19 protein-coding genes are annotated in these 18,448 nt (G+C 69.3%); 14 read left to right on the top strand and 5 right to left on the bottom strand.

Translation table 11 applies throughout. From position 1 onward, the window contains the following. The first annotated feature begins 15 nt into the window (after positions 1-15). From AC5RV6_RS03880 to AC5RV6_RS03870, 3 genes are all read left to right on the top strand, one after another. Positions 16-984 carry an ATP-grasp domain-containing protein gene (locus AC5RV6_RS03880; protein WP_494005957.1) on the top strand — a complete coding sequence of 323 codons (969 nt, stop codon included), beginning with the start codon at positions 16-18 and terminating at the stop codon, positions 982-984. Between the two features lie 131 nt (positions 985-1,115). Further along, positions 1,116-2,804: a long-chain-fatty-acid--CoA ligase gene (locus tag AC5RV6_RS03875; protein ID WP_494005956.1), complete on the top strand. Its 1,689-nt coding sequence runs from the start codon at positions 1,116-1,118 to the stop codon at positions 2,802-2,804. Between the two features lie 143 nt (positions 2,805-2,947). Next, positions 2,948-3,892 carry a YsnF/AvaK domain-containing protein gene (locus tag AC5RV6_RS03870; protein WP_494005955.1) on the top strand — a complete coding sequence of 315 codons (945 nt, stop codon included), beginning with the start codon at positions 2,948-2,950 and terminating at the stop codon, positions 3,890-3,892. An 82-nt stretch (positions 3,893-3,974) separates the two neighbouring features. On the opposite strand, the gene AC5RV6_RS03865 is transcribed toward AC5RV6_RS03870, so the two are convergent. Then, entirely contained in the window at positions 3,975-4,214 is a 240-nt protein-coding gene (locus AC5RV6_RS03865; protein ID WP_494005954.1) for a hypothetical protein, read from the bottom strand. A 159-nt stretch (positions 4,215-4,373) separates the two neighbouring features. Between AC5RV6_RS03865 and AC5RV6_RS03860 the strand changes: the two genes are divergently transcribed. The 4 genes from AC5RV6_RS03860 (at position 4,374) to AC5RV6_RS03845 (ending at position 9,658) form a co-directional block, all read left to right on the top strand. Continuing rightward, on the top strand, positions 4,374-4,703 hold the full coding sequence (locus AC5RV6_RS03860; protein WP_494005953.1) for a DUF6221 family protein: 330 nt from the start codon (positions 4,374-4,376) through the stop codon (positions 4,701-4,703). Positions 4,704-4,796: 93 nt separating this feature from the next. After that, on the top strand, positions 4,797-6,965 hold the full coding sequence (gene malQ / locus AC5RV6_RS03855) for a 4-alpha-glucanotransferase (RefSeq protein ID WP_494005952.1): 2,169 nt from the start codon (positions 4,797-4,799) through the stop codon (positions 6,963-6,965). A 113-nt stretch (positions 6,966-7,078) separates the two neighbouring features. Beyond that, positions 7,079-8,089, top strand: coding sequence for an ABC transporter substrate-binding protein (locus AC5RV6_RS03850; RefSeq protein WP_494005951.1), 1,011 nt, complete (start codon positions 7,079-7,081; stop codon positions 8,087-8,089). Between the two features lie 9 nt (positions 8,090-8,098). Further along, positions 8,099-9,658 (top strand): acyl-CoA synthetase, encoded by a 1,560-nt coding sequence (locus AC5RV6_RS03845; RefSeq protein WP_494005950.1) that lies wholly within the window; start codon positions 8,099-8,101, stop codon positions 9,656-9,658. A gap of 3 nt (positions 9,659-9,661) precedes the next feature. Here the strand turns inward: AC5RV6_RS03845 and AC5RV6_RS03840 are convergent, their stop codons facing one another. The 4 genes from AC5RV6_RS03840 to AC5RV6_RS03825 all read right to left on the bottom strand — a co-directional run bounded on the left by AC5RV6_RS03840 (position 9,662) and on the right by AC5RV6_RS03825 (position 14,072). Beyond that, positions 9,662-10,870, bottom strand: coding sequence for an ABC transporter permease (locus tag AC5RV6_RS03840; RefSeq protein ID WP_494005949.1), 1,209 nt, complete (start codon positions 10,868-10,870; stop codon positions 9,662-9,664). After that, the gene (locus AC5RV6_RS03835) at positions 10,867-11,748 is read right to left on the bottom strand and encodes an ABC transporter ATP-binding protein (RefSeq protein ID WP_494005948.1); all 882 of its coding nucleotides are present in this window, start codon (positions 11,746-11,748) and stop codon (positions 10,867-10,869) included. Before AC5RV6_RS03835 ends, AC5RV6_RS03840 begins: the two co-directional genes overlap by 4 nt. 107 nt (positions 11,749-11,855) lie before the next feature. Further along, positions 11,856-12,587 (bottom strand): response regulator, encoded by a 732-nt coding sequence (locus AC5RV6_RS03830; RefSeq protein ID WP_494005947.1) that lies wholly within the window; start codon positions 12,585-12,587, stop codon positions 11,856-11,858. Positions 12,588-12,674: 87 nt separating this feature from the next. Then, positions 12,675-14,072 carry a sensor histidine kinase gene (locus tag AC5RV6_RS03825; RefSeq protein ID WP_494005946.1) on the bottom strand — a complete coding sequence of 466 codons (1,398 nt, stop codon included), beginning with the start codon at positions 14,070-14,072 and terminating at the stop codon, positions 12,675-12,677. A 130-nt stretch (positions 14,073-14,202) separates the two neighbouring features. On the opposite strand from AC5RV6_RS03825, the gene AC5RV6_RS03820 reads away from it, so the two are divergent. The 7 genes from AC5RV6_RS03820 to AC5RV6_RS03790 all read left to right on the top strand — a co-directional run bounded on the left by AC5RV6_RS03820 (position 14,203) and on the right by AC5RV6_RS03790 (position 18,368). After that, positions 14,203-15,408: a M20 metallopeptidase family protein gene (locus AC5RV6_RS03820; protein WP_494005945.1), complete on the top strand. Its 1,206-nt coding sequence runs from the start codon at positions 14,203-14,205 to the stop codon at positions 15,406-15,408. Next, complete coding sequence (locus AC5RV6_RS03815; RefSeq protein ID WP_494006621.1) at positions 15,405-15,884, top strand: GNAT family N-acetyltransferase; 480 nt, start codon at positions 15,405-15,407, stop codon at positions 15,882-15,884. Before AC5RV6_RS03820 ends, AC5RV6_RS03815 begins: the two co-directional genes overlap by 4 nt. A gap of 66 nt (positions 15,885-15,950) precedes the next feature. Then, positions 15,951-16,148: a hypothetical protein gene (locus AC5RV6_RS03810; RefSeq protein ID WP_494005944.1), complete on the top strand. Its 198-nt coding sequence runs from the start codon at positions 15,951-15,953 to the stop codon at positions 16,146-16,148. 87 nt (positions 16,149-16,235) lie between these two features. Beyond that, positions 16,236-16,700, top strand: a complete 465-nt coding sequence (locus AC5RV6_RS03805; protein ID WP_494005943.1) for a DoxX family protein — start codon at positions 16,236-16,238, stop codon at positions 16,698-16,700. Positions 16,701-16,774: 74 nt separating this feature from the next. Further along, entirely contained in the window at positions 16,775-17,002 is a 228-nt protein-coding gene (locus AC5RV6_RS03800; RefSeq protein WP_494005942.1) for a helix-turn-helix transcriptional regulator, read from the top strand. Then, complete coding sequence (locus AC5RV6_RS03795) at positions 16,999-17,547, top strand: hypothetical protein (RefSeq protein WP_494005941.1); 549 nt, start codon at positions 16,999-17,001, stop codon at positions 17,545-17,547. The genes AC5RV6_RS03800 and AC5RV6_RS03795 overlap by 4 nt, the downstream gene beginning before the upstream one ends. A gap of 113 nt (positions 17,548-17,660) precedes the next feature. Continuing rightward, positions 17,661-18,368, top strand: coding sequence for a DUF6308 family protein (locus AC5RV6_RS03790; RefSeq protein ID WP_494005940.1), 708 nt, complete (start codon positions 17,661-17,663; stop codon positions 18,366-18,368). Positions 18,369-18,448 lie beyond the last annotated feature (80 nt).

Raw genomic sequence — 18,448 nt, 5'->3', positions numbered from 1 at the left:
CGAAAGGCCCGCCCCATGGCATCCGCTGCACCCCGCATCTTCGCCCTGCACGAGAACCCCGAATGGTTTCCTCCCTTTGCCCGCGCCTTCGAAGCGGAAGGCCTGCAGGTGGAGGAGTGGCTGCTGACCGACGGCGTGCTGGACCTCGATTCGGTTCCCCCGGAAGGCATCTTCTGGTCCCGGATCAGCGCCTCCGCCCACACCCGCGAGCACGGGCTCTCCAAGGACTACGCCCGGGCCGTGCTGGCCTGGCTCGAGGCGCACGGCCGCCGCACAGTGAACGGCCGCCGGATCCTCGAACTGGAGATGAGCAAGGTGGACCAGCTCACCGCCCTGCGCGCGGCGGGCATCGACACGCCCCGCACGGTGGCCGCCGTCGGACGGGATCAGGTCCTGGCCGCCGCCAAGGAGTTCCAGGCCCCCTTCATCACCAAGCACAACCAGGGCGGCAAGGGACTCGGGGTCCGGAAGTTCGACTCCCACGGCGAGCTCGCGGACTACGTCGCCTCCGCCGACTTCGAGGAACCGCAGGACGGCATCACCCTGATCCAGGAGTACATCCAGGCCGCTGAGCCGTTCATCACCCGCGTGGAGATCGTGGGCGGGGAGTTCATCTACGCGATCCGGGCCGACACCGCCCGCGGCGGCTTCCAGCTGTGCCCCGCCGACGCCTGCGCCGTCGACCCGCTGACCGGGCGCCCGGTGCTGCCGCCGGGGGCCACGATCACCCCGGATCCGGACACCCAGCTGTTCAGCCTGCGGGAAGGCTTCGACGCCCCCATCATCGGGCAGTACCTGGAGTTCGCCCGCCGGATGAAGCTGGAGGTCTGCGGCATCGAGTTCATTGAGGCGGCCGACGGCCGGGTGCTGACCTACGACGTGAACACCAATACCAACTACAACGCCGCGGTGGAGGCCGTCGCGCCGCGCTCGGCGCCCCGCGCGCTGGCCCGTTACCTGGGCTCCCTGGCTGCCCGCTGGTAGCAGGAGCGCCCGGCGCCGGGCCGCCCCTGCCGCCCTGACCGGGAGATATGCCGGAGGGGGCATATCGGGTTTCAGCGTGCCCGCGCGCGGTGGCTATAGTCGGGGTTAACCAAACCCGAAGGAGCTTTGCCATGACCGCTGTCCAGGAACCGCTGTGGGTGCGGAACTACCAGCCCGGCGTGCCGGCGGAGATCGAGCTGCCCACCGAATCCCTGACAGCCATGATGGACGACGCCGTGGCCCGGTTCGGGCCCAAGGTCGCCCTCGAGTTCTTCGGTGCCGAAACCACCTATGAGCAGCTGGGCGAGCAGATCGACCGCGCGGCCGAGGGCCTGCGCCGGATGGGTGTCCGCGCCGGCCACCGGGTGGCCGTCATCCTGCCCAACTGCCCGCAGTACCTGGTGGCCTTCTACGCCGTGCTGCGCCTGGGCGCCGTCGTCGTGGGCCACAACCCCCTCTACACGGAGCGGGAACTGCGCCACCAGTTCGAAAACCACGGAGCGCAGGTGGCCATCGTCTGGGACAAGGCCGTGGAGAAGATCCAGGACTTCCCCGGCGACGTCCGCGTCACCAGCATCGTCGCCGTGGACATCACCAAGGCCATGCCGCGCCTGAAGCGCATGGCGCTGCGCCTGCCGCTGCCCTCCCTCCGGCGCACCCGGGCCGGGCTGACCGCGAAGACCGAGAACACCACCTCCTGGGAGCAGCTGCTCTCCGCACCGCGCCTGGACCCGGCCCACCCCAAGCCCGCGGTGAAGGACCTGGCCGCGCTGCAGTACACCTCCGGCACCACGGGAGTGCCCAAGGGCGTGATGCTGACGCACTACAACCTGCGCTCGAACGCCCTGCAGGGGCAGGCCTGGATGCACGGCGCCGAGGAGGGCAAGGAAGTCATCTACGGCGTGCTGCCGATGTTCCACGCCTTCGGCCTCACCCTCTACCTGACCTTCTCGGTGCTGATGGGCGCGCGGCTGGTGCTGTTCCCCAAGTTCGACGTCGACCTGGTCCTGGCGGCGGCGAAGAAGTCCCGGCCCACCGTGTTCTGCGCCGTGCCGCCCATCTATGAGAAGACCGCGCACGAATCCAAGGAACGCGGCATCGACCTGTCCACCATCCGCTACGCAATCTCCGGGGCCATGACCCTGCCCGCCTCCACCGTCAAGCTGTGGGAGGAGGTGTCCGGCGGCCTGCTGGTCGAGGGCTACGGCCTCACGGAATCCTCCCCGGTGGCGCTGGGCAACCCCTTCGCCGAGACCCGCCGGAACGGCACCATCGGCGTCCCCTTCCCGAGCACGCTGATGCGGGTGGCCGATCCGGAGCACCCGGAGCAGGATGTCGAGCAGGGCACCCCCGGCGAGCTGCTGATCAAGGGGCCGCAGGTCTTCGCCGGGTACTGGAACAACGCCGAGGACACCGATGAGGTGCTGCTGCCCGGCGGCTGGCTGCGGACCGGCGACATCGTCACGGTGGATGGGGACGGCTTCGTCAAGGTCGTGGACCGGCGCAAGGAACTGATCATCACCGGCGGCTTCAACGTTTCACCGTCGGAGGTCGAGGAAGTGCTGCGCAGCCACCTGGACGTCGCCGAAGCCGCCGTCGTCGGCCTGCCGCGGCCCGACGGCGGCGAAGAGGTGGTGGCCGCCGTCGTCATGAATCCCGACGCCGAACTCGATGAGGCCGCGCTGCGCTCCTACTGCCGCGGACGCCTGACGCCGTACAAGGTGCCGCGGCGGATCGTGGCCATCGGGGAGCTGCCCAAGTCGATGCTGGGCAAGGTGCTGCGCCGCCAGGTGCGCACCCAGCTGCTGGAAGCGCAGTAGCCCGCGCTGATCGGCGTCACCTATTGACGCTCCCTGCCCTGCGGTCTGCAATGGTAAGTAGGCTTGGGATTGCCGGAAGGGACCCTTCCGGACATTGGGTTCCAGGCCGTGCGACCCCCATTCGCCGCGGCAAGGAGAACAGGATGATCAACAATCAGCAAGTCGAAGGTCTTATGTCAGGGTCCGGCAACGTCCTCGGCCCGAACGGTGACCGGATCGGCGCCGTCGGGACGTTCTACCTGGACGACCAGACCAACGAACCGGCGTGGGTGACGGTCAACACCGGGCTGTTCGGCGGCAATGAGAGCTTTGTGCCGCTCAGCGAAGCCACGGTGGAAGGCGTCGACGTCCTGGTTCCCTACAGCAAGGATGAGGTGAAGAACGCTCCGCAGGTCGAGTCCGACGGGTCGATCAGCCCGGAGGAGGAGGTCATGCTGTACCGGTACTACGGCTTCAGCTATGACGACGACTCCAGCTCCGGCACCTCGGGCACGGATTCCTCGGGCACCTCCGGCGGGCTCGGCACGGACACGTCCGGAACCCACACCGGCATGTCGGGCACCTCGTCGGGCCTGTCCGGGACCGACACCGGCACGCACAGCTCCGGAACCTCCGATGCCTCAGGCACCCGCGGCGCGAACATCGACGACGCGATGACCCGCTCCGAGGAGCGCCTCGACATCGGCACCCAAAAGCGCACGGTGGGCAAGGCGCGGCTGCGCAAGTACGTCGTCACCGACACCGTCACCCAGCAGGTTCCGGTCAGCCGGGAAGAGGTGCGGATCGAGCGGGAGCCGATCACCGAGGAAAACATGGACGCCGCCCTGTCGGGGCCGGAAATCACCGAGAACGAGTACGAGGTCACCCTGGAGGCCGAGGAGCCGGTCGTGTCCAAGCACACCGAGCCCGTCGAGCGGGTCCGGCTGCAGAAGGAAAAGGTGACCGGCACCAGCAACGTCTCGGAGGATGTGCAGAAGGAGCGGATCGAGACCGACGTATCCGACTCCGAAAGCAGCGGCCGGCACGTCTCGGGCGACTCCTCCGGCGGGTCGTCCGGACACGGTTCCGGATCAGGGGACAGCCGCTAGGAGGAACTTAGTTAAGGGAAAGCCCCGGCGGGCACCGGTAGAAGCCGGTGTTCCGCCGGGGCTTTTCGCTGTGCCGGTCCGCTCAGGCGGCGAACAGCTCGAACTCGTCGGTGCTGATGGCGACGGCGCCGCCGGTGTCCTCGTCGCGCAGCCAGATCGTGGACAGGCCAGGGGCGGTATCCCTGACTTCTCCGCGATAGGCTACGCGCCCGCCGGCGCGCGCTTCGATCAGGTCGCCGCGGTGAACGGCTCGGGGGTTGCGGATCCGTCGCATCCGCGGGGCAGGTGTCGGGGTGTTTTCATGCAGGACAGGAACAGACAAACGTTCTCCGTAGGGTTCGCTGGATAAGGAGTGCAGCTCTCGCAGGCGGGCAGCCGCCCGGCGGGCCTTCACCTTAGCCAACCCCCGTTTTGGGCAAAATATTCCCGGTACGGAATCGAGCCGCTGACGGCTGCGGCGCTGCGGCGTAGCATCATCGCCATGGACATCGTGGAATTCCTCCTGTCCCGCCTCGAGGACGAAGCCACGGAGTCGCGCAAGCTCCTGGCGCGGTCCGACCTCCCGCTCTCCGACAGGTGGTACGAAGAACGGCTGCTTCGCGAGTGCGAGGCCAAACTCACGCTGCTCGAGATCATCGGCGCTGCCCGGCGCAGCACGCTGGCCCGGCTGCTCCTGGGTGGCACCGAGGAGGATGGCCAGCATCCCTCGGAGCTGGAATGGACCACGCTCGCCCTCGCCGCCCTTGCCGAGCCCTACGAGGAGCACGACGACTTCCAGGATGCATGGCGCCTGACCCGGCGGGCCCGCTGACGCCGTCGTCCTCTGCATCCTGGGGGGCGGTGCCGGCAAGCCGGCCGGAGCCCGTCGCCTGCGGAGGCGGCGGGATTCGCCTAGATTGGTCGCATGACTGATAAGCACGCTGACGGAATGCCCGACGCCGATCTGCTCCGCCTCGCCGAGAGGCACCGGGTGGCCACCACCTTCACCGGGTGGAACGGCGGCGAGGAACAGGTCAGCAGGGCAACCCTGCTGCGCGTTCTGGAGGCGCTGGGGATCAGCGCCCGCACCGAAGCCGAGGTGCGGCGCTCACTGGTCGAAGCGGAGGCCGCTCCCTGGCACCGGCCGCTGCCGCCCACGGTGGTGCTGCGCAGCGGCCGCCTCTCCACGGTGGCCGTTCACCTTCCCGCCGGAGACCGGGCGGACATCAGCCTGCGCCTGGAGGACGGCACGCAGCGGACGCTGGACCTGCCGGCCGCGGCGGTGGACCGGCGGGAGGTGGATGGCCGGACCCTGGAACGATACGAGCTGGAGCTGCCCAAGGAGCTGCCTCTCGGCTGGCACCGGCTCCGCCTGGAGTGCAGCAGCCTGCAGGCCGAGGCCTGCCTGGTGGTGACCCCCGACCGGCTGAGCACGGCGGACCGGCTTCGGGAACAGCGGCAGTGGGGACTGATGGCCCAGCTGTACTCCGTCCGCTCATCGAAGTCCTGGGGTATCGGAGATTTGGGCGACCTCGCCGAACTTGCCGCCATCCCGGCCGGGGGGTTCCTGCTCATCAACCCGCTGCATGCCGCCGAGCCCGTGCCGCCGCTGGAGGACTCGCCCTACCTGCCGGCCACCCGACGGTTCTTCAACCCCCTCTACATCCGGGTGGAGGACATCCCCGAGTATGCCCTGCTTCCCGAAGCGGACCGGCAGGCGGTCGAAGCGGCCGCCGCGGAGCTGGGCCGCGCGAACAGCAGCGACGCGCTGCTGGACCGGAACGCGACCTATGCGGCCAAGCTCAAGGCACTGGAAACGGTCTATCAGGTGCCGTTGGAGGAGGCCCGGCGGCAGCACTTTGAACAGTTCGTCCGTGACGAGGGCCCCGGCCTGGAGGATTTTGCGCTCTGGTGTGCCCTGGCGGCCGAACTGCCGCCCGGGGATCCGCGCTGGCAGGAGGCGCAGGCGCCGGATTCGCCCTACGTGCGGGAGCGCCGGGAGCATCTGGAAGCCCGGGCCGTGTTCTACAAATGGCTGCAGTGGATCTGCGACGGCCAGCTGGCAGCGGCCGGGCGGGCCGCCGACAGCGCAGGCATGTCGATCGGCATCGTCCACGACCTGGCGGTGGGGGTGCATCCTCAGGGCGCCGACGCGTGGTCCCTGCGCGGCGTGCTGGCCCAGGGCATCTCCGTGGGCGCCCCGCCGGACATGTTCAACCAGCAGGGCCAGGACTGGAGCCAGCCGCCGTGGCACCCGGAGCGCCTGGCGGAGGCGGGCTACGCCCCGTACCGGGACATGGTCCGCACCATCCTGCGCCACGCCGGCGGCATCCGGGTGGACCACATCCTCGGCCTGTTCCGGCTCTGGTGGATTCCGGAAGGCGGTTCGCCCGCCGAAGGCGCCTACGTGTACTACGACCATGAAGCGCTGGTGGGCATCCTGGCGCTGGAGGCGGAGCGGGCGGGCGCCGTCGTCGTCGGCGAGGACCTGGGGGTCTTCGAGCCCTGGGTCCAGGACTACCTGGCCGAGCGCGGCGTGCTGGGCACCTCCATCCTCTGGTTCGAACGCAGCGGTGATGAGCCCAGCCGCCCGGAGCAGTACCGCGAAGGAGCGCTGACCACGATCGGCACGCATGACCTGCCGCCGACCGCCGGGTACCTCGCGGGCGAGCATGTGGAGCTGCGCAGCAGCCTGGGCCTGCTGGGCCGGCCCGTGGAGGAGGAGCGTGCCGCCGACGAGGCGGCCCGCCGGGACATCCTGGGCCTGCTGGACCGGCTGGGGCTGCTGCCGGACGGCGCGGTCAGCCCGGCGTCCGGACTTCCCGAAGACGAGGACCAGGTCCGGCAGGTCGTGGAGGCGCTGCACCGCTTCATCGCCCAGACGCCGTCGGTCCTGCTGGGCGTCTCGCTGGCGGACGCCGTGGGGGAGCGGCGTACCCAGAACCAGCCGGGCACCTCCGACGAGTACCCCAACTGGCGGATACCGCTCACGGGCCCGGACGGGAAGGCCGTGCTGCTTGACGACCTGGCCGGCAACGCACGCTTCCGGGCCCTCGTGGCGCTGATGCGCGACGCGGTGGAGCCGAAGGGGTGACCCAAAAACTGTTGACAGTTTCAACTATTTAAGTTCTCATGATTTGACCGAGGCCCGGCAGGCCTGCGGCCTGCCGGGCGGGTCCACCGCCCACCTCAAGGAAGAGGACAGTCATGAGGCAAGTCAACGCGCGTACGTTCGCCCGGACCTTCGCCGGCGGAGCAGCCCTGATGCTGGCGCTGGCCGGATGCGGATCCGGCTCGCTGTCCGGTCAGGAAGGCGCCTCGGAATCCGCCTCCGGCGGCAGCGGCAGCGGCGAACTTGAGCACGTGGTGGTGGGAATCCTCACCATTGCTCCGTCGTCGGCCGTGCAGTACGGCATTGATGAGGGCATCTTCGAAAAGCACGGCCTGGATATCGAGCTGCAGACCGGCACGGGCGGCGCGGCCATGCTGCCGGCCGTCTCCACCGGCGACATGCACTTCGCCGTCGGCAACCCGCTCACGGTCATGGTGGCGAAGGACAAGGGCCTGGACATGAAGATCGTCTCCGGGTACTCAAACTCCTACCGCGAGGGCAACGACATCAACGGCGTCGTGGCCCGGGCGGATTCGGGCATCACCTCCTTCGCCGACCTTGAGGGCAGGACGGTCTCCGTCAACGCCGTCAACACGCAGGGCGACCTGACCATCATGGAGAGCGCGGCGCTGGCCGGCGCCGACCCGACCGCCATCAGCTTCAGCGAGATGCCGTTCCCCGACATGGAGGCGCAGCTGGAGCTGGGCAATACGGAGGCCGTCTGGCTGCCTGAGCCGTTCCTCAGCCGGGCGCTGGCCGACCCCGCGAATGTCCTGGTCGGCTATCCGAACCAGGAGGCCCTGCCCGGCATGCCGACCATGGTTTCCTTCACCTCCGGCCGCTTCGCGGAGGAAAACCCCGAAGTGGTGGCCGATTTCCGGGCCGCCATGGAGGAAACCCTGGAGCAGGCGGAGGCCAACATCGACGATGTCCGTGCCGTGCTGCCGGCCTTCATGAGCATGGATCCGGCGGTCGCGGAAAAGCTGACCATGGAGGAGTTCGATCCGCAGATCCGCACGGAGGAGCTCAACCAGCTGGGCAGCCTGATGCGGAAGTATGAGTTCGTCGGCACGGAACCCGACGTCGATGCCATGACGGCCCGGTAGGGCGCGGCCATGCTGAACCAGGGGATCGGGGCATGGCCCGGCCGGCTGCAGCGGAAGTTCGGGCCCAAGCCCGCGGTCGTCTTCAACGGTGAGGCCCTGACCTACTCCGCGCTCCACCGCCGGGCCCTGGCCCTGGCCGGTGCCCTCAGGGCCCGGGGCACCGCGGCCGGGGACCGGGTCGCGTTCCTGGGCGAGAACCACCCGTCGTTCCTGGAGACGTTCTTCGCGGCCGGAATCCTGGGGGCGGTCTTCGTGCCGCTCAACACGCGGCTGGCAGCGCCGGAGCTGGAGTATGCGCTGGCCGATTCCGGTGCCGGGGTCCTGGTGCACAGCGCCGGCCTCGGGTCCCTGGCCGTAGCCGGCAGCGGGCAGGCGCAGGTCCGCCGGCTGGTGGTGCCCGACGCCGGGGCCCAGCCGGCCACTGCTCCGGCCCCGCCGGCGGGGCGGAACGACGCGGGCGAGGACTATGAACGGGCCCTCGCCGCCGCGGCCGCCCCCGACGCGGAGACGCCGGTGGGCCTCGCGGATCCGGCAATGATCCTCTACACCTCCGGCACCACCGGCCGGCCCAAGGGGGCGGTGCTGACGCACGGCAACCTGACCTGGAACTGCTTCAACGTGCTGGTGGACTACGACCTGGGCAGCAGCGACACGGCCCTGATGATCTCCCCGCTGTTCCACGTCGCCTCGCTGGACATGGGCGTGCTTCCTACCCTGTTGAAGGGCGGAACAGTGATCCTCGAACCGAAGTTCGACGCCGGCCGCGCCCTGGAGCTCATCGAGCAGCACCGGGCCACGTTCATCAGCGGCGTCCCCACCACCTACCAGATGCTGTGCGAGCACCCGGACTGGGCCAAACGGGACATCGGGTCGCTGCAGAAGCTGACCTGCGGCGGATCCGCGGTGCCGCTGCGGGTGATCGAGGCCTACGAGGCGCGCGGCCTGGCCTTCTCCTGCGGGTACGGAATGACCGAGACGGCCCCCGGTGCCACTGCGGTTCCGGCGGACCGGTCCCGGGAGAAGGCGGGATCAGCCGGGCTGCCGCACTTCTTCACCGGCGTGCGGGTGGCGGCCGCCTCCGGGGAACCGGCACGCGCCGGTGAAGTGGGCGAGGTGCAGATCACCGGCCCGAACGTCATCCGGGAATACTGGCAGCGTCCCGACGCCACCGCCGCCGCCTTCGCGGACGGCGGCTGGTTCCGGTCCGGGGACCTGGGGTACCTGGACGACGACGGCTTCCTCTTCATCGTCGACCGGCTCAAGGACATGATCATTTCCGGCGGTGAGAACATCTATCCGGCGGAGGTGGAGCAGGCCATCCTCGCCCTGGAGCAGGTGGCGTCGGCTGCGGTCATCGGCGTGCCGGATGAGAAATGGGGCGAGGTGCCGCACGCCGTCGTGGTGGTGCGGGAGGGCGCGGAGCTGGACGGCGAGGGGATCCGGGCGCACCTGTCCGGCAGGCTGGCGCGCTACAAGATTCCGCGGACCTTCGAGTTCGTGACCGAGATGCCGCGCACCGCCAGCGGCAAGATCCGCAAAACGGATCTGCGCCGGCGGCACGCGGGCTGAGGGCTAGGACTCCAGCTTCATCGCCTTGCGCAGGGTCAGCGCCCCGCCGCTCTGCATGACGGCCCGGCGGTAGATCCGCTCGCCGAAGCGCAGCAGGCCGTAGGCCGCCACCAGGGCGATCAGCAGCGAGACCAGGGTCTGCCAGAGGGGGACCTCGCCGTTGAGCATGCGCACCGGCATCGCCACCGAGGAGACCACCGGCACGAAGGAGGCGGCAACCAGCAGCTGGCCCTTGGCGAACAGGCCGGCGAACAGGGCCACGATGATCACCGTGAGCACCGGGCCGGAGCTGTTGTTCAGGTCTTCGCTGCGGCTGGCCATCGAGCCGATCATGGCCCAGGCGGAGGCCAGGATCAGGAACCCGGCGAGGAAGAAGACCAGGAACCAGCCCGACGCCGGGATGATGCCGCCCACGGTCTCCGCGGTGCCGGTGAGGTTCAGGGCCAGCAGCGCGGCGCCGGCGTAGAGGGCCAGCTGGACCATCGCGAGGATGGTGTTGCCGGCCACCTTGCCGTAGAGCAGCTGGCGGATGGGGATGGCGGTGGCCAGGATCTCCACCACCCGGTTCTGCTTTTCCTCCAGCACGGAGGTGGCGATGGCCATGCCGAAGATGATCGCCGCCATGTAGAACAGGAACGCGAACACGAACCCGACGAGGGTGGCCAGCAGCTGGTTCTCGGCGTCGCCGTTCAGCAGGTCGGTCTTGAACTCGCTGTTCTCCAGCAGGGCTTCCGACGTGGTTCCGGCGTTGACCGCATTGATCTCCAGAACGTGGGCCCGCAGGGCCTCGGCCATGCCCTGCTGCAGGTCGGCCGGCAGTTCTTCATTGCCGACCAGCGTCCAGCCGTCATAGGCCACCAGCAGTGCCGCGTCGGCGTCCCCGGAACGGACCAGTTCCCTGGCGGCGTCCGGACTGTCGGCTTCGACAGCCTCGAAACGGGTGTTGCCGCCGTTGGCCTGGCCGGCCTCATCCGCGGCCTCGACGATTTCCTGCCCCTCCGAAACGGTCACGGTGATGTCGACGTTCCCGTTGTACACCGCCACCGTGTACTCCTCGCCGCGGGAGCTCATGAAGGCGTTGAAGAGCACGGTGCCGACGATGATCAGCACGGTGACCAGGGTGGAGATGAGGTAGCTGCGGTCGCGGGCCTTCACCATCACCTCGCGGAGGGTGACGATGGCCCAGGGGGCGGTGGAACGTTCGGCGCTCATGCTGTGACCTCGCGGTAGATCTCGCTCAGGGACGGACGGATGGGGGCGTACTCCTCCACGGAGCCGCGGGAGAGGGCGGCGGCCAGCAGCCGCTGCCCGGCGGCGTCGTCGTCCAGTTCGACGACGGCGGTGGGGCCGGCGACGTCGATGACCCGCACGCCGGGTTCCTCCCGGATCCAGCCGGCGTCGGGGTGCACGGTGAGCCGGTGTCGGTTCGCGGCGCGGGCGCGGAGGTCCTCGCCGGTGCCGGAGGCGATCATGCGGCCCTTCTGGAGCACCACCAGGTTGTCGCAGAGCCGGTCCACCAGGTCCAGCTGGTGGCTGGAGAAGAGCACGGGCACGCCCTGGGCGGTGTAGTCGCGCAGCAGTTCCACCATGGAATCGACGGCCACCGGGTCCAGGCCGGAGAACGGCTCGTCCAGGATCAGGGCGGTGGGCCGGTGCATCAGCGAGGCGATGATCTGCACGCGCTGCTGGTTGCCCAGGGACAGGGACTCGAGCTTGTCCTTGGTGCGGTCCGCGAGCGTGAACCGCTCCAGCATCTCCAGGGCGGAGGTGCGGGCGTCGTTCTGGCTCATGCCGTGCAGCTGGCCGAGGTAGACCAGCTGGTCCAGGATCGGCTGCTTCGGGTACAGGCCGCGCTCCTCGGGCATGTACCCGAACCGGGAGCGCATCTTCGCGGTCAGCGGCACATCGTCCATCAGCACCTCGCCGGAGCTGGGGCTGAGCACGCCCATGATCATCCGCATGGTGGTGGTCTTGCCGGCACCGTTGGCGCCGACGAAGCCGGTCATCTTGCCGGAGGGAACGTCGAAGGTGACGTCGTCGACGGCGGTCTTGTCGCCGAACCGTCGGGTGAGGCTGCGTATCTGCAGCATGGCGGCTGCTCCTTTCCCGGCGGGCCGGGTGCGTGGGGGACCTTCTGCTTCGACTTTAGGCAGAGGGACCCGCGCAACGGATCGGCCGCGGGAGTGAAAGCGCCCGGTCAGCCCTCGGCGGGGCTGTCCCCCGCAAGGATGAGCCCCGATTCGTAGGCGAACACCACGGCCTGCACCCGGTCCCGGACCTGGATCTTGGCCAGCAGGTTGGACACGTGGGTCTTCACGGTGGCTTCGGCCACGAACATCTGCCCGGCGATCTCCGCGTTGGAGAGCCCGCAGGCCACCTTGGTCAGCACTTCGCGCTCGCGGGCGGTGAGCGTCTCCAGCAGCCGGGCACGCGCCGGATCAGGCTGCTGTACCGCTGCTGCCGGGGCCGGGCCGGTGCCTGCCGGGCCGGTCTGCTCGGCGTCGAGCTGCCGGGCGAAGCGTTCGATCACCCGGACCGTGACCTCCGGAGCGAGCAGCGCGTGGCCGCTGGCCACGGCGTGGACGGCGTCGACCAGGTCATCCGGGTCGGCGTTCTTGAGCAGGAAGCCGCTGGCGCCGGAGCGGATGGCGTCGAAAAGGTAGTCGTCGCGTTCGAAGGTGGTGAGGATGATGACCTTCGCGGTGTCCGCGGCCGTGATCTGCGAGGTGGCGGCGATCCCGTCCAGCACCGGCATCTGCACATCCATGAGGATGACGTCCACCGGGTTCGCGGCGGCGAACTCCACCGCCTCCCGGCCGTTGGTGACCTGGCCGACCACCTCGATCTCGTCCTCGACGGAGAGCATCATGGCGAAGCCGGCGCGGACCAGCGCCTGGTCATCGGCCAGCAGGACTCGGGTCGGTTCCATGGACGGTTGCCTCTTTTCACGCACTGCATGCTTCGCATGACGGCCGGCGGGCCGCCCCCGCTCCACCGTAGCGCGTGCGGCCGCCGGTCAGGGAAGCGTGAAGCGCACCCGCACCCGCCACCCGCCGTCGGCGCGGGGCCCGATCTCGGTGCAGCCGCGGTGCAGGGCGGCGCGCTCGCGGATGCCGCGCAGGCCGAATCCGGAGCCTCCGGTGGCGCCCTGGCGGGGCCGGCCGTCGTCCACGGTCTCCACTTCCACCCAGCGGGCATCATCCGGGCCGCCGGTGCGCAGGGCGACGACGGCGTTCCCGGCGGTGGAGTGCCGCCGAACGTTGGCCAGGGACTCCTGGGCCGTGCGGTAGATGCTCAGGGCCAGCGGGGCCGGCACAGCGGCCAGGGTGCCGGGAACGTCCTCGGCCTCGGCGTAGCGGACGTTCAGGCCCAGCTCGCGGTGCTCCTCGATCAGTTCGGGAATCTGGGCCAGCCCGGGCTCGGGGCGGCGGGCGGCGCCGTCACCGCCCTCGCCGTCGGCGTCGGCGTCGGCGGACCGGAGCACGCCGAGCAGCGAGCGCATCTCCGCCACGCCCTGCCGGGAGGCCTCTTCGATGGTCTGCAGCGCGGCCGCGGCCGCCTCGGGCTTCTTGTCCAGGACCCGGCGGGCGGCGCCGGCGTGCACCCCGATCACGGAGACGTGGTGGGCGACGACGTCGTGCAGTTCCCGGGCGATGCGCAGCCGTTCGTCGATGACGGCCTGCCGGGCCAGCTCGGCGGACTGGGCGGCGAGCTGGGCGGACTGCTCACGCAGCTGCTGGCGCTGATGGGCGCTGCGCCAGGAACGCAGTCCGAACATGATGGCCCCGCCGAAAAAGGCGGCGTTGATGACCAGGTTGTAGAGGGCGAGGCTAAGCAGAGGCGGCAGCACTCCGCGGTGGGTTTCGTCGCCCTCGGAGACGCTTTCCAAAATCGAGTCGTAGGCGTTGGAGACCGTGAAGGAGAGAAGGATCCACAGCGCCATGGCTGCGATGACCAGGATCATCGAGACCCAGAGCAGGCGGCGGTCCCGGGCCCAGGCGAAGGCGCTGTACATGGCAGTGAAATATGCCATCTGGAAACTCAGGAACCCGCTGACCTCAGGCACGGCCAGGCTGAGGACCAGGAACAGGGTGCTGCTGGCCAGCAGGACGGTGATCGGGAACCGGCGCCGCCAGGCCAGCGGTAGCACCATGAGCGCCAGCGCCAGGTGCTGCCCCCAGATCGGCGAGGTGGCGCCGCCCATGACGCCGATGCCCCGGCCAAGCTCCAGCACCGCCGAGCTGAGGGCCACGAACGCGAGCGTGCCCATGACATCGCGGCGCTGCTGTTCGCGGGTGGGCCGGGGCCGCTCCCAGGTGTCGATGCTGCGGACAGGCATGGCTGCTTTCGACAGCAGGGTACGCAGGGCGGGGCCGCGCCGGGCGGGCGCCGGCGCCTCGGCGACGTCGATCATGGGGTCCAGTCTAGGTCGCGGGGTGTCCTGAGCAGTTCCGTCGCAGGGATGAGGATGGTTTACTGACGGCACAGTTCCCAGCTGTTGCCGGCCCCCACTCGCAGCGGCGTCACCGCGACCCAGGAGTGCCATGCCGTTTCTTTCCGAAAGCCAGTCCCTGCTGCCGAAACTTGTCGCCCTCCGCCGCGAGCTGCATGCCGATCCCGAGGTGGGGCTGGACCTGCCGAACACGCAGAAGCGGATTCTGGAAGCGTTGGAGGGCCTGGACCTGGAGATCACCCTCGGGGAGAACTGCAGCTCGGTGACCGCCGTGCTGCGCGGCGGGGAACCGGGCCCGGCCGTGCTGCTGCGCGGTGACATGGATGCGCTGCCGGTCGCGGAGCTGACGGACCTCGAGTACGCGTCGAAGAACGGCAGCATGCACGCCTGCGGGCATGACCTGCACGTGGCCGGGTTGGTGGGTGCCGCGCACCTGCTGGCCGCCCAGCAGCGGGATCTGGCCGGAAGCGTCATCTTCATGTTCCAGCCGGGGGAGGAGGGCTTCCACGGTGCGGAGGCGATGATCGCCGAGGGGGTGCTCGACGCCGCCGGCGAGCGTCCGGTGGCGGCGTACGGTATCCATGTCCGGCCCGGACCGCTGGGGGTCTTCCGCACCAAGCCGGGAACGCTGATGGCCGGCGCCAATGAACTGCGCATCACCGTGACCGGCTCGGGCGGGCACAGCTCCCAGCCGCAGGCCGCCCGGGATCCGGTGCCGGCCGTTGCCGAGATGGTCACCGCCCTGCAGAACATGGCCACCCGCCGCTTCTCCGTGTTCGATCCGATCGTGCTCACGGTGACCCAGCTGGAGGCCGGCGAGGCGATCAACGTCATTCCGGACACCGCGAAGCTGGGCGCCTCGGTCCGTACCCTGTCCGAGGAGTCGCTGAACCGGGTGATCATGGAGACCAAGGCCCTGGCCGAGGGGATCGCCTCCGCGCACGGGCTGCGCGCCGAGGTGGACTTCAACGTGCTCTATCCGGTGACGGTGAACGACGCCGCGCGCACCGACGAGACGCTGCGGGAGCTGCGTGAGCTATTCGGCATGGATCGGGTCATCCAATCCCGGGACCCGCTCATGGGCTCGGAGGACTTCTCGCTGGTCCTGGAGCAGGTGCCCGGCACTTTCATGTTCCTGGGGGCCACGCCCCCGGAGGTGGATCCGGCGACGGCGGACTGGAACCATTCCCCGCGCGTGCTGTTCGACGATTCGGTGCTGGCGGACCAGGCTGCTGCCCTGGCGCAGCTGGCGTACAACCGGCTGACCGAGGACCTGGGCGCGGAGCAGGAACTCTGAGCACGGACGCGGGAGTCCACGCGGCCGGAGAACCTGCCTGCCAGCTGGTCCGCGCCGGGGGATCGGGCGCCGACGTCGCCCTGCCGCCGCTTGCCGAGCTGCTGTCGCTGTATGACTCCGTCGGCTGGGGTGCCTACACCAAGGAACCCCGCGTCCTGGCTGCCGCGCTCGCCGGGTCGGCCGCCGTCGCAGTCGGCCGGGTGGACGGGCAGCTGGCCGGACTGGCCCGGGTGGTGTCCGACGGGCACACCATCTGCTATCTCCAGGACGTGCTGGTGCGTCCTGGGTTTCAGGGCCGGGGGATCGGACGGCGGCTGGTGGAGCTGGTGCTGGAGCCGTTCGCCCATGTGCGGCAGAAGGTGCTGCTGACCGACGACGAGCCCGGGCAGGCAGCCTTCTACGCAGCCCTTGGTTTTGCCCGGGTCGGCGCCGAGGGCGGCGGGGCGGGACTGCGCTCCTTCGTGCGGTTTGACTGAACGCCGTTCCCCCTGAACCCGGAACGTGCTCCGAACGGCAGCGCAGGCGAATGGCAGAATCGGCCCATGCGATCCGCGCTGATCCTGTCCCTCTGCGCCGCCGGCTTCGTCCTGGGCATCGCGCTGTTTATCGCCGGCGGGGCCGATGATTCTCCCGGGCTGCAGGGGATCGGAGCCCTGGTCGGCATCGCTGCGGTGCTCGCCTGGATCCGGTCCGGCCGCAATTCCCGGGCCGGAGGCAGGGGCGGGAAGCCGGACAGCTGAGCCGCGGGGCCGCCGTCGCCCGCTGAGCCGTCGTCAGCCGCAGGGGAGCCCGCGTCGGCGCTCAGCCCGACCTGCTACCGTCTGCCCATGTCCCGATTCAGCTCAGCCCTCGTCCGTGCGGTCAAGGCCCCGGCGGGCAGGACCTCGAAGCCGCGCCGTGCCGCCGCCGTCGTGCTCGGCTCGTTCCTTGCCTTTGCGGGCATCTCGCATCTGTCGTTCGCCCGCAGTGAGTTCCAGGCCCAGGTGCCGGACTGGGTTCCCGTGGGCAAGGACCTGGTGGTCCTGGTCTCCGGCGTTGCGGAGATCGGGCTGGGGGCGTCGCTGATCCTATGGCGGAAGCGCCGGGTGCCGGTGGGCCTGGCTGCCGCCGCGTTCTTCATTGCGATCTTCCCGGGCAACATTTCCCAGTACGTCACACAGACCGACGCCTTCGGCCTGTCCACGGACCGGGACCGGCTGATCCGGCTGTTCTTCCAGCCGCTGCTGGTGCTCTGGGCGCTGTGGGGCACCGGTGCGTGGAAGGCGCTGCGGGCGGAGCAGGAGAAGCCGTAACCCGACAGCGGGGCCAGCGATAAAAATGTCAGGGATCCTTGACTTCCAATGTCAAGGATCCCTAACATCGCTGCATGGTTCCTCGAAAGACTGACTACGCGAGTCCGGTGCGGGAGCGCCGGAAGCAGCAACGCATGACTCAGGCAGAGCTGGCTGAGCAGGTGGGCGTGAGCCGGCAGACGGTGATCGCCGTCGAGCAGGGCGACTATGCGCCGTCGGTCTATCTGGCCCTGAAGATTGCCCGGGCCCTGGGCGGAACCGTCGAGGAACTCTTCACGGACGAGACGGGAGACCGGAAATGACGCGCAGGACGAGCAGGCTCGACCGGGCCGCTGAGAAGATCATGGACGTCGACAGCCCGGCTTACGGGGACGAGCGGGAGCGGGCCGTGATCATGGAATCCAATGCCTTCGGACTGACGGCCGCACTCTACATCGGGCTGCTGGGCGCGCTGGTTGCCGCCGCTTTCGGACTGATCCTTCTTCCGGTGGCCCTGCTGGTGCTGACCGGCATGCTGCCCTCGCTGGCGGCGCTTTGGTACGCGAAGCGGCGCGGAGTCAACCCGCAGAAGCTCGCCGAAACCGCAGGTGCCCGGTCCACGATGGTGGGCGTCACCGTCTTCGGTATCGGCATGGTCCTGACCTCTGCCGCGATCGCCTACACGGTGTTCGCGGGCCAGCCCCTGCTCACTCCGCCCCGGTTTGACGTGACTCCCGGTGAAGGGTTCTTCGGGGGCATGGCGCAGGGTGCTCCCATCGGCGGCGTCATCGGCGGCCTGGCCGCCATCCTTGGCGGGGTGCAGGGCTACCGGCGGGCAAACCGCATGCGGGGCGCGGGGGAGGGGTAGCGGGCGACGCTGTCTAAAACCGTGCCGGCTCTTGCCCAGAATGTCGTCCATGCCGGGTAGGCTCCCGGAAACGGAGGGAGCAAAGCGCCCCTTCACAAACACCGGGGGAAGTTATGCAGCTGCCTGCCATCCTGAGCGACGGCCACCAGTCCGAGACCGCAGGGCTCGTTAGCGAGTACTACACGCGAGTCCTCAGCTCGGGTCGGGTGCGCACCGGGGCCCGCTTTGACACTTGGGCCGGAGGTGGTGACGCACCGGAGGTGATGAACCGGGTCACCGCTGATGACCTGCTGGCCGCATCGTTCCTCTCCGTTGATTTCTCCCACCGGGCGGCGATCGGGATTCTTGAGACGCGGCGCACCGACATTGCCGCCCTTCTCTCCCGCATTCCGGCGGACCTTGACCTGGCCGATCTGGGGCAGGATGAGTTCAAGTCCGTGCTCGGGGAAGGCAGCCCTGCCTGGGAACTGTGGGACCTGCTTCGGGGAAAGAGCGAAGGCAAGCCTGACGAAAAGTGGGGGATCGGGCCTACCAAGGCGAGCAAGATACTGGCCCGGAAGCGCCCTCGGCTGATTCCGATCTGGGACTCCATCGTCTCCAAGGTCACCGGTGTTGATTCGTCGCTGACCCAGTGGACGGACTGGCACGCGGCGCTGACCGCCGAGGACAAGAAGCTGGCGAAGCAGCTCGATGACATCCAGGCGCAGGCACACGTTCCTTTCGCGATCTCCCGGCTGCGAACGCTGGACGTAGTCCTCTGGATGCATGGCAAGGACACCGGGCTGCAGGAGTCCGCCTTGGATGTGGAGGACGAAGGCTGAAGACGGCAGAACACCTTCTCACCCGAGCCGCAGACCCTAGCGCATCCGGCTTGCGGAGCAGCCAACCCTACGCAGGGTCT

The sequence above is a fragment of the Arthrobacter saudimassiliensis genome, assembly GCF_059090665.1.
The sequence above is the reverse complement of the archived record's forward strand: the minus strand, read 5'-3'. Positions and strand labels throughout refer to the sequence as shown.